This window comes from Bdellovibrio sp. CKG001, assembly GCF_055397465.1.
Map to the genome: position 1 here is coordinate 1,692,463 of NZ_AP029173.1, position 13,897 is coordinate 1,706,359.

Here is a 13,897-nt window from a genome sequence, read left to right on the forward strand (position 1 = left end):
CTGGTTGTTTTTTCTGGCAATAGTGCGTTAGGTGTTTTGAGGAGAGATGGGGAGTCTGATGGTGAGTCGGGCTCCCTTTGTTTTTATGCTTCTTGGGGAGACTTTGGGGAGGGTTTCCCGCTGCGAGGAGAAGTCTCATAGTAGTGTTTCAAAAATAAAAACGGCCCCGCTCCTATAGGTGGAGGAACGGGGCCGTAACCTTCAGGACCGTTAGAAGGTTTTATTCACGATAAATTGAACTTTCTGACCACCCAGGTATTGGGCACTGTCACGACGAACCACAAGGTCCATGTACAGTTTTGTGGAAGACGACGGGTTCAGATTGATCGCTTTGAGGGCGATCCCCAGCTCGTCACCCGCCAAAGTGATGGCTTCACGAGTGAAGTTTTTCTCTCCCAACCATTCAATCTTGCCATTCGACAGTTTTTTCCAAACAACAAGTTTGTACTGGGACTGAACTTCTTCCATCGCTGGAGTCTGATCGCGGATGATCACCACACGCTCAGCCCCGGTGCCTTCAATACGCAGGATCTGCACCTGAGACGCATTCTTCAGGTTCTGTATTTCGTCCTGGTCCAGGTCTTTCTTTTCATAGACGGCCGTTTGCTCAAAGCTCAAGGCGCCGGAAGCCACGTTGACACCATGGCGTTCTACACGCAGCAGGATGCTGTATTGACCTTCACGAGCCAGGCCCGGAGTCGCAATTGTCACGATCTTGGCAGTCGTGTTTTCCGCACGCTGTTCAAAGACCACGGCCTGGCTTTGTTGATCACGAATGACTACTGTATAAACAGTAGTCATTCGCGCAGAACCGATTGTTTCTTTGAAAGTAATCTGGCCTTGCCCCTTATTGAACTGAAGCTTCAGGCCAGAAACAGTTGCGGTGCCTGCGTTGGCATCATTCCACTTCGGAGTTGTTTTCATCACGAAGACTTTCTCCCGGCCTTCTTGTCTGGATTCAGCCACAACATAAGTGAAGATCTCAGACTGTACAGTCACTTGAACTTCCGGTTTGGCTTCTGTGCCATTCAGAACAAGTTTGATTTTCTCAGACTCATCAGCCAGCAAAGCTGCCTCTTGCGGGAAGATCACAGACACTGGTTGAGTGTACTGATGATCGAACACCTCACGATATTTAGTGACGCAGCAACGTGTTTCTTCACGGTACTTTGTGACTGTGCGAGTGCGGGCCTCAGAGCGATACTTGGTCACTGTGCGAGTTCTGGTTTCCTGACGATATTTGGTCACGGTGCGTGTGCGCAGTTCTTGTCTATAGTGGGTTTCTTCGCGGTAGCGGGTTACAGGACGAGTTTTGCGAACACGTTCGTGGCTGCATTCGCGGTCGGTGTAGGGAACCTGACGGCAGCTTGGAACATCACGGCAGACGCGAGGCCCTTCGGTGCACTCGTTGCGCGTTTTGCAGATGCGTTCACCGCGAGCATTGGTGCCACATTCGGTGATGGGTTGGCAGGTGCGGCCACCGGGTTCGCAAAGACGTTCGTTGGAACATTCCTGACGATACTTGGTGACGTTGCGACATTGATATTCCGTATCCCAGTATTCTTCATAGTCGGTGTAGGACACGCGTTCCGTGTAAGGAACGTTTTCGTAGTAGGTTTCGGTGGTTTGGTAAGGAACATCAACTGTGTAGGTTTCTTGGGCTTGATAGGGAACATCGACGTAGTAAGTTTCTTCAGCCTGATAAGGAACTTGCTCGGTGTAGTTGGCCTGATAGGGCTCTTGTTTGTACACGTTGGCAGAAAGTTCGCCTCTGATAATGTTTCCGGATTGAGTGGTACGGGTCAGTACGGTTTGCTTGGTTTCTTGCGGAGCCGCAGACGCCGAAGCTCCGATCATCAGAGTCACAATGGCTCCGATTAGTGGTTTGAGTGTCATGAATCCCCCTTCATTTTCGACGAAGAGGGTATTTGCAAGCACCACGCCAAGACAAAAGGTGACTGCCGGGCACACCTCCGCAGAAGGGCCCACCCGGTTTTTCTGGCTACAATGCATCAGTAGGAGTGTTCGAAAAAAAGAGCCCACAGTTTGAGGGCTGTGGGCTTTTTATTGAATATATATAGTACTGCTGCGCTGTAGCCAGAAAAAACAACCAGGCACCTTTTCCTAACCAGGCACCTTTTCCTAGAGTTGGGCGATGATTTTTTCGGCTATGCGGACTCCGTCGCAGGCGGCGGAAGTGATTCCTCCGGCGTAGCCGGCACCTTCACCTGCGGGGTACAGTCCTTTGTGGGAAACACTTTCCAGAGTTTCATCGTCGCGGGTGACACGAACCGGGCAGCTTGTGCGGGACTCGACGCCATAGACTTGCGCGTCCTCTACCAAGAAGCCCTTCATGCTGCTTTGGAATTTTTCAAAACCTTCGCGCAGACGATCGCGCATGTTTTTAGGAAGAAGTTCGTCCAGACGGACATTCAAGGCTCCCGACGGGGATGAACCCGCACGCAAAGGACGTGGGCCAGTCTTGCTGTTGGTTCCATACAGGAAGTCCAAAAGATTCTGTGCAGGAAGTTCGCGTGTGCCTCCGGCCTTCACAACCGCCTGATAAGCGCGGGTTTCCAGCTCGCGACGCATTTTCATGCCACCAAAGACGTCGTCGCCGAAATTTTTGTCGTGATCAATACTGACCACAATCGCGGCATTGGCAAAAGGCGAGTTGCGGTTGTAATTGCTCATTCCATTGCAGACGATCCCATCAGCTTCGGTGCCTGAAGACAGAACATAGCCGCCCGGGCACATGCAGAAAGAGTAAACCCCAATGCCAGACTTGTTGTCGTGATGGGCCAGCTTATAGTTGGCAGCACCCAGTTTCGGGTGTTCTGAAAACTGACGATACTGAATCTTATTGATCGCCGCCTGAGAATGCTCCACACGAAGACCCATGGCAAATGACTTGCCATCAAGTTTGACGCCGATGTCGCGCAAGTGATTGATCATATCTTCGGCCGAGTGCCCTGTAGCCATAACCACATGAGGTGAGCGGAATTCAGTTCCGTGCTCTGTGCGCACACCCACGACCTGTTTTCCTTCCAGCAAGACTTCAGTGACCTGGGTGTTAAAATGAATTTCGCAACCATTGGCGCGCAGGAACTCGCGCAGTTTTGGGATCACACGACGAATTCGGTCAGATCCGACGTGAGGATTTGACAGCCATTGAATTTCTTCAGGAGCCCCGAACTGAACCAAACGGTTCATGACATAAGGAATATGCGGGGACTTGATACGGGTGATCAATTTTCCATCAGAATAAAGTCCAGCGCCACCTTCGCCGAAGCAGACGTTGTTGCGTGGATCCAGCTTGCCGTAGCGCCAGTACTGGTTAATGCCTTTGATGCGCTCGCCACTGTCAGAACCTCGCTCAAACAACACACAAGGCACGCCACGTTCCACAAAGCGCAAAGCTGCAAATAAACCCGCCGGGCCGGTGCCCACAATCAAAGGTTTTTCCTTGGGATTTTCAATGCGCTCCATTTTAAATTCGGGCAAAGACAGGGTTTCACCTTTTTCCGCAACTTCAATCGTATAAACAAAGTGCGGGGAGTGTGAGCGACGCGCATCGACGCTTTGGCGCAGAATTCGATAGGGGCCGTGTTCTGGCATCAGCCACTGGAGCTTTTCATCAAGGTCTTGATCAATAGGAATTTCGAGATTCTGGAAAATCTTGGACATGCTGCTTTGGACTCCGGGTCCCTGTTAAGGACCAAAAGGGGGTGTGTTTTGAGAACTATCATACTTGAAAGTCCTTTTGGTGACAAAGGGGTCCGTCTTAGATATAAAGATTTCTATGTCAGCAATTACAAGAATTCTTCCAAAACGTCGCCTCAGCCGCTGGATCGGTTATTTCATGCACTGGCAGGGGCCTTCTTTGTGGGCTCGCCTGTCCATCCGCGGCTTTGCGTGGATGTACAACATCGACCTGAACGAGGCGGAAAAGCCTTATTACGAGTATCCTTCCATTGGGGAGTTCTTTGTCCGTCGTTTGAAGGCGGGCATCCGACCTGTGGGGTCTTCCTGGGCGGTGCACCCGGCCGACAGTAAAATCACCCAAGCGGCGCCTATTGATGATGGCACTCTGATTCAGGCAAAAGGGCTTACCTACAAACTCAGTGAGTTCACGCAAGATCCGGACTGCTCAAAAAAATGGGCCGGTGGCTTCTTTATGACCTACTATCTTTGCCCGACAGACTATCACCGCGTGCATTCCCCGGTGGATGGGCAAATCACCGATGTTCGCTATATGCCAGGCGAGCTATGGCCGGTGAACGAGTGGAGCACCACCAATGTGCCGAACTTGTTCTCTGTGAACGAACGTGTTCTGGTCGAGATTCAAACGGATCTGGGGCCGGTGGGTGTTGTCTTTGTGGGGGCCACCAACGTGGGGCACATCGTTTTGAGTTTTGATGAGACCATCCGTGGCAATCAAAAAGGCCCGCACATCTTCCAGCATAAACAGTATTCTCCGGAAATTCCGGTTCATAAAGGCTCGGAACTGGGCATGTTCCGCATGGGATCCACGGTGGTGATGTTGTATCCACCGGCGTTCCGTCAGAAGTATGAAAAGAATCTGAATCTGGGGCCGGCCGTTCGCGTGAACGCCAGCCTGATTTCATAAGAAACTAAGCCGGGTAGGAACACTCTGTCAGGGGTGTTTCTGCCACTGTGACTTTCGTCAAAGTTGGCAGCACCAAACGGGCTTTGTCATAAAGCCATTTTGCCAAGAGTTCGGACGTGGGATTTTCAAGGCCTGGAACTTCGTTCAAAACGCGATGGTCAATCTGCTCTAAAAGAGGCTTCATCGCGGCCTGGATGTCATTGTAATCAATCACCCAGCCAATTTGCGGGTCTAAATCGCCCACCAATGTCAGGATCAGCTTAAAGCTATGTCCATGCATGCGAGAACACGGATGACTTGCTGGAAGGTGAGGCAGGAATCGGGCGGATTCAATTTGAAAATGCTGCTTGAGTTCGAATTTCATGCTACTACTATAGTCATTCCGAGGTGATTATGTCCACGACCACATTGCATTTGGCGAAGCAAAATTTTAAGTTTTCCGCCGCGCACTTTCTGATCTTTGACGAAACGCACGCCGAGCGTCTGCATGGTCATAACTATCAAGTCAAAGTGGACATCAAAACACCGTCTGAGGCCGAATTGCATGCAGACGGTTATTTTTTGGATTTCAATGTCTTTAAGAAATACATCAAGGCCCGTCTGGATCAGTGGGACGAAATTGTACTGTTGCCGGAAAAACAAAAAGACATGAAATTCAAAAAGACGGACCGGTTTTTGGAGGTCACCTTCCGTGACCGTTTCTATGTTTTCCCTTTAAATGAAGTGACGTTGTTGCCTGTCACCAACACCAGCGTGGAACAACTTTCCAGCCTGCTGGCCGAGGAATTCTATTCGGAATTTAAGAAGTACGGGGTTAAAAGCGTACGAGTTTACGTGGAGGAAACCCGCGGGCAGGGGGCTTCCACCGTAGCTCCTGCTAAGGTTTAAGTTTCCCTGAAGAAACCTCTTCTGCTGAAATTTCTTTCACCACACGATAGCGCCAGAAGCAGATGCGACCGCCTTCATTGAGCTTTTGCATCAGGCGCTCCTCCGTCAGTTCCGGACTGCCATCGCAGTCGATATGCGCAAAGTCCGCAAACGCATCCACGCGATTCACAGACCATGAATAAGGCGATTTGTCGCGCGATAAGAAGGCCCGGTTAAAACCACCATGGCCCAACTCAATGCCCGCCACCACGATTTTTTCCAAGGCGGGATTGCGAATCTGCTCCCGGGCGGTGGCGATTAATTCAGGTTTATCCAAGGCAATAACGAAGGCTTCCTCAGGACGGGCATCTCGGGTGGAGACCAGGAAATAGGTTTTTGAAAGGTCTACGGACAGGCGCACTGGCTGCATCGCCAGCGCAGGACTGACCCTCTCAGAAGTGCCGGCGTCGTAACTTAGAACGGAGTGCAGACGCTCCTGGCCTTGAATTTCGATACGGGCAATCTCTTGTCCCAGGGACCACTTGAATGTCTCTGTATCATAATAGTTCTTCAGTTGAATTTCACGGGTTCCAATCTCAGCCCCCAGGCGGTTGAAGGCCTTCAATTGCACCGAGTTGGACTTCAAGTAAAGGTTCATAATATGAAGCTTTACGGTATGCACAGATGACGGCAGCCAGTGAGTCACTTCAGGCGAGGTCGTATCATTCAAGGGAGTGCTGAAGGAATCCGCACAAGTGCTGCTGACTTGAACAACATTTTTATCCCAGGCTTTGATGGAAAAGCCCTTAGTTTCAGTCAGGAACTCCGTGCCGCGAATTTTGATCTGGGACTTGGGGTCCAGATCGTGATGAAGTTCATCAAGTTCGTGGTTGAATCTCACCTGAGTCCAGACTCGCTGCGGTTCTGAGGATGTGTTTGTCACAAAGATGGTAAGGTTTTCAGGGGGGCACAGCGCAGGGGAATAAAACAACTGCGAAGCCGCTGCAGGAAGGTGGGTTAGAAGGATCAAGCTGCTAATACCGATTGAAGTCTTAATACTAAAATCCATATAGACTTCGGATCGGCTTTGAAGGCTGGAACTTAACCAAAGGTCCTAAAAACCGGACTAAGATAGGGCGTCTGAGTGGAGCTCGGAATCATTTTCATTTAGTTTTCAACGCCCCAGGGGCGGGTTAAAGGACTTCCCTTTAGGTCGGCAAGCTCTTAACAAAGAGGTACACAGACAGAGGAAAGTATGAAGTTACACGATACTGCGATCAAAACCGGGCAACGAGTTGAGATCACTGGATTTACCGGTGAGGACGTCTTGCGTGAGCGTTTGCATGAAATGGGGCTTCGAGTGGGCTCCCTGATCACGGTTTTGGGTAAAGCCCCGTTTGGGGGGCCTTTATTGATTCGTTTTAACACCAGCTTTCTGGCCCTGAGAAGTGAGGAAGCCGCATGCGCTCAAGTGATGTTGAAGTAGCAGTTCAAGAAAAATGCATAGCTCTGGTGGGCGCACCGAATTCCGGTAAGACAACCCTGTACAACTGGTTGACCGGCTCACGCTTTAAGACGGTGAACTATCCGGGGGCAACGGTGGAATTTTCTATCGGCCATCTGGCGCCTCATCTGGGTGAGGGTCTGCTGGCGATGGATACGCCTGGGACCTACAGTCTGCACCCAAAGTCTGCCGATGAATGGGTGACGTTGCGTTCAATCTATGAAAATCCGAAAGTGAAAAAAATCGATGGCATCATTGTCGTGGTTGATGGAACACAAATTTCCCGCCACCTGCAACTGGTGATGCAACTGAAAGAAACCGGCTTCCCGATGATGGTGGTGATCACCATGTCGGATCTGCTTCGTCGTGAAGGGGTCGAGATTGATTTTGATTATCTAAGTCAAACCTTCGGCTGTCCTGTGATGGCTTTTGATGGTTTGCTGGCTGGCGGTCTTCGTGAAATTGTGGCGGCCGCTCAGAAGCTGGGTTCCTCACAAACTCCGTCGCGCCCGGTTCCTTGGGGCTTTGAGCTGCAAGAACAGAAACTGAAGGAATGCGAGCGTATTGCTCAAGAGGCTTTGCGACATAAAACGGATCATGCGCAAGAGCGTTTGAATCGTATTGTGGCCACGACGGAAAAGCTGGATCGTTTCTTGTTGCATCCGGTTTTTGGATTTGCGTTCTTCATTCTCATTATGGGTGGTTTGTTTGCCAGTGTCTTCTGGCTGGCAACACCGTTTATGGATGCCATTGATGGGTGGTTTACAGCTTTGGGTGAACAGGTCGCCGCACTGGGGCCTGGCACTTTGTGGGCGGATTTCCTGTCTAACGGTGTGGTGGCAAGTTTTGCAGCCTTTTTGGTTTTTGTGCCCCAGATTTTCATTTTGTTTATTGCTATCGGCCTTCTGGAAAGCACCGGCTATCTGGCGCGAGCGGCCACTTTGATTGATCGTCCGTTTTCGGCGTTGGGAATGAGTGGACGATCTTTCGTGCCATTGCTGTCAGGGTTTGCCTGTGCGGTGCCTGCGATCATTGCGACCCGTAATATCCCGTCGACCAAAGATCGGCTGATCACGGCCTTTGTGATCCCGTTGATGAGTTGTTCGGCGCGTTTGCCGGTGTATGCCTTGTGTATCGCGTTTTTGTTCCATGGACAGTCCGCTCTTTATGCTGGACTTGCGATGGCGTCTCTTTACCTGGGATCCATCATTGTGGGGGCGATTGCCGCTGGCGTGGTCAGTAAGTTCATCCCTCGTAAAGAACCTTCTTTCTTTATGATGGAGCTTCCGATTTATCGCCGTCCGAAGGTGCGTGTTCTTCTTCGTCAGGCCTGGACCCGAACTCTTTCCTATGTGAAACGTGCCGGGCCGATCATTTTCACTTTCGCTGTGATCATCTGGGTGGGAACAACTTTCCCGAATTACCAAACAGAAGATGCTCATCAAAAGCTGGAAGACAGCTATGTGGGTCAGATGGGTAAGTTCATTGAGCCTGTGGTGGCCCCTATGGGTGTGGACTGGCGTGTGGGTGTGGGATTGATTTCAGCCTTTGCCGCCCGTGAAGTGTTTGTTTCGTCCATGGCGGTGACTTTCAATATCACGGACACAGACGAGGACACTCAACAACAGGCCCTGCTGACACAAATGAGCACGGCCACCAATGCGGCCGGAGAAAAGATCTTCACTGTCAGCTCTGTGATAGGTTTGATGATCTTCTTCCTGATTGCTTTGCAGTGTATGTCCACAGTGGGCGTGCAGATCCGCGAATCGGGATCGTGGAAGTTTGCGATCATGCAGTTGGTGGTCTTTAACGTCGGCGCTTACTTGATCGTTGTGGCCGTGGTGCAAGGACTCCGCGCTCTGGGAGTCCCCTAGGTTTGCCAGGTTATTTTAGGACAAAGTCCGGATAGTTCTGCAGGTGAGTGCGCAGATAGTCCGGGCAGTCCGCCAGAGGATCGACGATTTTTGTTTTAATACCCGTTCCGAACAAATCACCGCCGGAAGAAATCAATTGGCGAATTCTTTCCGGGGATCTGTTGGCTTCGGTGTTGTGCTCCTGGTGAGAATAAGCGTCCAGCTTTTGCAGAACTCGATCCACTCCGCCCAGCCAACTGTAGTGCCAGCCCCCATTTTCGATGAAGCTGCGCTTGGTTTTCTTCTGATTGCGTGACGTGCGCAGATCTTCGAAGTTCGTGAAATCCTTATAATGAACCGCAATGCTTCCATGCCATGGCATATAGCCCTCTGCACAGTATTCGATGGGTTCGTTATAGTCGTACACAAAACAATTTACATAGTAATAGAACATCTTCTGCCGGAAGACCTTCAGGTAAGGCAACGACTTGGCTTTTTCAATAGCTTCTTTGCGTGGAATTTCATCCACGTCAGACAGTAAGATCAAATCGTCCGGCTGGCAGTCCGTCAGACCTTTACTGACAAAGTCCCTTTGATTGCGCTCAAAATCCCAGGTTTTGGTGCGGCGAAAGCGGGTGAAAAAGGTCGGGTATTTATCCACGACGACATGGCGGATTTTCGGCAAAAACCTGGCAAAACGCTCTTTGTTTTTTTCAAAGATCAATTCCTTAGGTTTGTTCTGAAAGGTGCGGGTGGCTTCGACTAAAACGAAAACATCAACAACGTCATTAAGTTCATTCAGGCGAATTTCCAAAAGATCCAGTTCATTGAAGAACGAAAAACAATCATAGACTTTTGCCACGACTAATTCCTTCCCAGCTCATCATACAAGGCCAGGGTTTTGGTAAGGGTTTGTTGCCACGAATGTTGCGCCAGGGTCCACTGACGGGCCTTGGCGCCTTGCAGGGGTACCTGATCCGGGTTCTGGATGTAATATCGCAAGGCCTCGCTGAGACTTTTGGCGTTGCGGGGGGCTGTCAGAAAACCACGCTCATTTTGACCGACTTGTTCCGTCGTGCCTCCGGCATCTGTTCCAATGACAGGTTTTTCCATCAGCATGGAATCCAGAACGCTCAGTGAATAGGTCTCGTTGTAAGAGGCCAGGATAAAAACATCCAGAATATCAATGTAAGGGATGAAATTTTTTTGAAAGGGCACGCGATGCAGGTGTCCTTTTAAGCGGGGCTCTGAGGCTTTTTTTGTGATCCAGTCCGCCAGCTCGATAGACTGGGTTTCATAGGTCAGATGACCTTCTGATGTGCGCCCCAGAATTGTCGGATCACCCACGATCACCATATGAATCTTTTTGATTTCTTCATCACTGAGATAATCCAGGGCCTCCACCAGTTCGCGCACGCCTTTGCCGGCATCAATGCGGCAAAGTGTTCCAAAGACCAGATCACTTTTACCAAGCCCCATTTTCAGACGCAGTTGTTCCCGTTGTTCGGGATTTGTGTGATAGTCCTCAGTCTTGCGTCCGTAGCGCATCAGGCGCAGTTTTTTCGGATCAATAGGGAAGTTCTTGCGCGCCTCACTCAGAACCCATTCAGAGGAACTGCATAAAGCATCGACTTTGGAAAAAAGCCAGCGATGAACCAGATCTTTTTTGGGAAGAGCGTTCATGTACAGGTTGTAGATATGCTTCGGATGCGACGAAGCCCAGCGCGACAGCACGCAGGACCACATGTCTATGCGGGTGTGCGAGTGCAGATGTGTGATCTTGTGTTCACGGCAGATTTTTCGAATCAGCGCGGCCGCTTTCAGTTTGGAAAGCTTTTTCTCCGGGAAGGTGATCAGTTCCACGTTGGTATGACGAAGCTCCTCGGCCACGCGAGAGTGGGCTGAGCAGAACACGCGCTGATCAACGCCTGCTTCAGCAAGCTTTTGAATCAGCTCGGCTGTATAGATTTCCAGTCCCCCCCAGGAAAGGGACTGGATACAGTGCAGGACTTTTATTTCGCCCATAGATTTTTGAAGTACTCAATTGTTTTTGCCAGTCCTTCTTCCTCAAAGCGCACTGTGGGATTCCAATTCAGCTCGCGCTGGGCCTTGGAGTAGTTAATCGCATAGCGGAAGTCGTGGCCTTTGCGGTCCGTGACGAAGCTGAGCAAAGATTCAGGCTTACCCAGATGCTTTAGGATCATCTTGGCAACATCCAGGTTCTGTCTTTCCGAGTTTCCACCCAGATTGTACACTTCGCCGGATTTTCCTTTGGTGAAGGCCAGCCACACGCCTTCGTTGTGGTCATCCACATAGATCCAGTCGCGAATGTTCATGCCTGTGCCATAGATGGGCAGCTTTTCATTCGCCAAGGCACGCTTGATCATCAAAGGGATGAATTTTTCCTCAACTTGCAAGGGGCCATAGTTGTTGGAACAACGAGTGATCACCACCGGCAGTTTGTAGGTTTCAAAGAAGGCCCGGCACATCAGGTCCGCACTGGCTTTCGACGCGCTGTACGGGCTGTTAGGGGCAATCGGTGTTTCTTCGGTAAAGGCCGGATCTTCCATGGTCAGTGTGCCGTAGACTTCGTCCGTGGAAACCTGAAGATAGCGGAAGTTCGGATTCTTTTCAAAAGCCGCCAGACTTTCTTTTAAGAGATTCAAAGTTCCCAGAACATTAGTTTCAACAAAGATGTTCGGATTTTCGATCGAGCGATCCACATGGGATTCCGCTGCAAAATTTAAAACCCCGGTGAAATTGTACTTTGTGAACAGGTCGTGCATTTTTTGTGTGTCACGAATGTCTGCTTGAACGAAGGTCAGGTTGTTGTGGTTTTGCAGTTCTGCCTCGATATTGGAAAGGCGGCCGGCATAGGTCAATGCATCCACGATTACAAAGTCGTATTCCGCCTTGATAGCCTCGCGGCAGGCTACGGTTTTTACAAAGTTAGATCCAATAAAACCGGCACAACCGGTCAGCATGACAGTCTTTCTCATAGTTCCTCAGAGATAATTTTTTCAAGATAGCTGCGGTAAGAGCACTTTGGCAGCTCCGCCATTATGGACTGAAGCTGCTCAAGAGTGATGAATTTCATGCGGTAAGCGACTTCTTCCAGGCAGGCCACTTTCATGCCCTGACGTTCTTCGATGGCGCCAATAAATGAGGCCGCATCCAGCAATGAGCGAGGTGTGCCTGTGTCCAGCCATGCCAAGCCCCGGTACATCATTTCAACACCCAGGGTTCCTTCGTTGTGGTATGCCAAAATCAGATCGACGATCTCGGTCTCGCCACGCGGGGAGGGCTTTAAGGCCTTGGCGCGTTTGGCAACCGTGTTGTCGAAAAGATAAAGTCCCGGAATCGCATAATGGGATTTGGGAACCTTGGGTTTTTCCTCGATGGACTTCACTTTCTTGGTGTTCTTGTCGAATTCAACCACGCCATAGGCCGATGGATCGGCAACGTAGTAAGCAAACACACGGCCATTCAGACCATTGGTTTTATTCTTCTGTGCCTGAATCGCATCCCGGAAGAAGGTCAGATCGCCATAGAACAGATTGTCCCCCAACATCAGGCAGACATCATCATTGCCGATGAAATCTTCACCCAGTACGAAAGCTTCAGGAAGCCCGTTGGGCTTTTCCTGGATTTTGTAAGAAAGCTTGATCCCGAATTGGGAGCCGTCGCCCAACAAACGCTTGAACAACGGCTGATCGTCCGGAGTAGTGATCAGCAGAATGTCCTTGATCCCCCCCAGCATCAGAATACTCAGGGGATAATAAATCATGGGTTTGTCGTAAACTGATTGAAGCTGCTTGGTCATCACCCGGGTCATTGGGTAAAGACGAGAGCCAGCTCCGCCGGCAAGGATAATGCCTTTCATCGGGTCTCCTTAAAGAAATTATGAACTTCGTCCAAAACGGTCTGTGCGTCTTCCGCAGACAGATCAGCGTACATCGGAAGGCGCAAAAGGCGCGCAGCCTGATCCTCAGTCACAGCAAGGGAACCCGCTACGCGGCCATACTTCAATCCTGCCGGAGCCGAGTGCAGTGGCACATAGTGGAATGTGGACTGAATGCCGCGTTCTTTCAGGTAAGACCACAGATCCTGACGGATTTGTGCGGTTGGGAGCAACATATAGAAAATGTGCGCATTGGGGTGGGCTTCACCCGGGACCGTCATGCGCTGAAGTTTTCCGGCTTTTTCCAGGTCAGCGAGGTTTTGATAGTACTTATTCCAGATCGTCAGGCGTTTTTTTGTGATCTTTTCGCCGTCCTCAAGCTGTGCATACAAGAAGGCTGCGGCCAGTTCTGACAGCAGATAGGAAGATCCTTTGTCCTGCCAAGTGTACTTATCAACTTGGCCATTTAAGAACTGCTGACGGTTGGTTCCTTTGTCACGCACGATCTCTGCACGTGCCAACAGACGGGGATCGTTGATGGTTAAAGCTCCCCCTTCACCGCAGACGATATTTTTGGTTTCATGGAAGCTGAAGGCTGCCATGTGTCCCCAGGCTCCCAGGTTCTTGCCTTTGTAAGAAGCAAAGATTCCCTGAGCCGCGTCTTCCACAACCCAGATATTGTGTTTGTTTGCCAGATCCATGATGCGATCCATCTCGCAACCCACGCCAGCATAGTGAACGGGCATGATCACCTTGGTTTTCGGCGTGATCGCTTTTTCAATGGCATCAACATCAATATTCATTGTCTTGGGATCGACATCAACAAACACGGGTGTGGCGCCATACAGGGCAACGACATTGGCCGTGGAGGTGAATGTGAAAGAGGGCAGGATGACTTCATCTCCCGGAGAAAGGTCCGCCAACACCATCGCCATTTCAAGGGCGGAAGTGCAGGAGGGAGTGATCACCGTCATCAGAGTTGGGATGTTTTTATTCAGCCACTCAGCGCACTTTTTGTTGAACTGACCTTCGCCGCTGAGTTTTTTCGCGGCGATGGCTTGAGAAATATAGTTTTCCTCGTTGAAACTTCGAGGTGGGATATTAAAGGGTATTTTCATGCTCCCACATACTAGCTGAAGGCC

The 13,897-nt window shown here is 50.4% G+C and carries 13 protein-coding genes; 4 read left to right on the forward strand and 9 right to left on the reverse strand.

Translation table 11 applies throughout. The features are described from left to right. Positions 1 to 210 precede the first annotated feature (210 nt). Complete coding sequence (locus ACZ50P_RS08150) at positions 211 to 1,896, reverse strand: hypothetical protein (RefSeq protein ID WP_464134955.1); 1,686 nt, start codon at positions 1,894 to 1,896, stop codon at positions 211 to 213. Between the two features lie 246 nt (positions 1,897 to 2,142). Further along, positions 2,143 to 3,687, reverse strand: a complete 1,545-nt coding sequence (locus ACZ50P_RS08155; protein WP_464121047.1) for an NAD(P)/FAD-dependent oxidoreductase — start codon at positions 3,685 to 3,687, stop codon at positions 2,143 to 2,145. A 115-nt stretch (positions 3,688 to 3,802) separates the two neighbouring features. On the opposite strand from ACZ50P_RS08155, the gene asd reads away from it, so the two are divergent. Then, the gene (asd, locus tag ACZ50P_RS08160) at positions 3,803 to 4,630 is read left to right on the forward strand and encodes an archaetidylserine decarboxylase (RefSeq protein ID WP_464121048.1); all 828 of its coding nucleotides are present in this window, start codon (positions 3,803 to 3,805) and stop codon (positions 4,628 to 4,630) included. Positions 4,631 to 4,634: 4 nt separating this feature from the next. On the opposite strand, the gene queD is transcribed toward asd, so the two are convergent. Further along, positions 4,635 to 4,994, reverse strand: coding sequence for a 6-carboxytetrahydropterin synthase QueD (gene queD, locus ACZ50P_RS08165; RefSeq protein WP_464134956.1), 360 nt, complete (start codon positions 4,992 to 4,994; stop codon positions 4,635 to 4,637). A 29-nt stretch (positions 4,995 to 5,023) separates the two neighbouring features. Here queD and ACZ50P_RS08170 point away from each other — a divergent pair, with 29 nt between their 5' ends. Further along, positions 5,024 to 5,518, forward strand: a complete 495-nt coding sequence (locus ACZ50P_RS08170) for a 6-pyruvoyl trahydropterin synthase family protein (protein ID WP_464134958.1) — start codon at positions 5,024 to 5,026, stop codon at positions 5,516 to 5,518. On the opposite strand, the gene ACZ50P_RS08175 is transcribed toward ACZ50P_RS08170, so the two are convergent. Next, a complete protein-coding gene (locus ACZ50P_RS08175) occupies positions 5,508 to 6,566 on the reverse strand; it encodes a BP74-related protein (protein ID WP_464134960.1) in 1,059 nt (352 codons plus the stop codon). The two genes, ACZ50P_RS08170 and ACZ50P_RS08175, sit on opposite strands and share 11 nt — an antisense overlap. Before the next feature lie 186 nt (positions 6,567 to 6,752). Here ACZ50P_RS08175 and ACZ50P_RS08180 point away from each other — a divergent pair, with 186 nt between their 5' ends. Both ACZ50P_RS08180 and feoB read left to right on the forward strand, forming a co-directional pair. Continuing rightward, positions 6,753 to 6,983 (forward strand): FeoA family protein, encoded by a 231-nt coding sequence (locus ACZ50P_RS08180; protein ID WP_464121052.1) that lies wholly within the window; start codon positions 6,753 to 6,755, stop codon positions 6,981 to 6,983. Further along, positions 6,959 to 8,875, forward strand: coding sequence for a ferrous iron transporter B (gene feoB / locus ACZ50P_RS08185; RefSeq protein WP_464134963.1), 1,917 nt, complete (start codon positions 6,959 to 6,961; stop codon positions 8,873 to 8,875). Before ACZ50P_RS08180 ends, feoB begins: the two co-directional genes overlap by 25 nt. Before the next feature lie 10 nt (positions 8,876 to 8,885). Here the strand turns inward: feoB and ACZ50P_RS08190 are convergent, their stop codons facing one another. The 5 genes from ACZ50P_RS08190 to rffA are packed head-to-tail and all read right to left on the reverse strand — an operon-like array spanning position 8,886 to position 13,873. Beyond that, positions 8,886 to 9,716, reverse strand: coding sequence for a glycosyltransferase family 17 protein (locus ACZ50P_RS08190; RefSeq protein ID WP_464134965.1), 831 nt, complete (start codon positions 9,714 to 9,716; stop codon positions 8,886 to 8,888). A 2-nt stretch (positions 9,717 to 9,718) separates the two neighbouring features. Further along, on the reverse strand, positions 9,719 to 10,879 hold the full coding sequence (locus tag ACZ50P_RS08195) for a glycosyltransferase family 4 protein (RefSeq protein WP_464134966.1): 1,161 nt from the start codon (positions 10,877 to 10,879) through the stop codon (positions 9,719 to 9,721). Beyond that, the gene (rfbB, locus tag ACZ50P_RS08200) at positions 10,867 to 11,853 is read right to left on the reverse strand and encodes a dTDP-glucose 4,6-dehydratase (RefSeq protein ID WP_464121056.1); all 987 of its coding nucleotides are present in this window, start codon (positions 11,851 to 11,853) and stop codon (positions 10,867 to 10,869) included. The genes ACZ50P_RS08195 and rfbB overlap by 13 nt, the downstream gene beginning before the upstream one ends. Beyond that, positions 11,850 to 12,737, reverse strand: coding sequence for a glucose-1-phosphate thymidylyltransferase RfbA (gene rfbA / locus ACZ50P_RS08205; protein WP_464121057.1), 888 nt, complete (start codon positions 12,735 to 12,737; stop codon positions 11,850 to 11,852). The genes rfbB and rfbA overlap by 4 nt, the downstream gene beginning before the upstream one ends. Then, positions 12,734 to 13,873, reverse strand: a complete 1,140-nt coding sequence (rffA, locus tag ACZ50P_RS08210; protein ID WP_464134969.1) for a dTDP-4-amino-4,6-dideoxygalactose transaminase — start codon at positions 13,871 to 13,873, stop codon at positions 12,734 to 12,736. Before rffA ends, rfbA begins: the two co-directional genes overlap by 4 nt. Positions 13,874 to 13,897 lie beyond the last annotated feature (24 nt).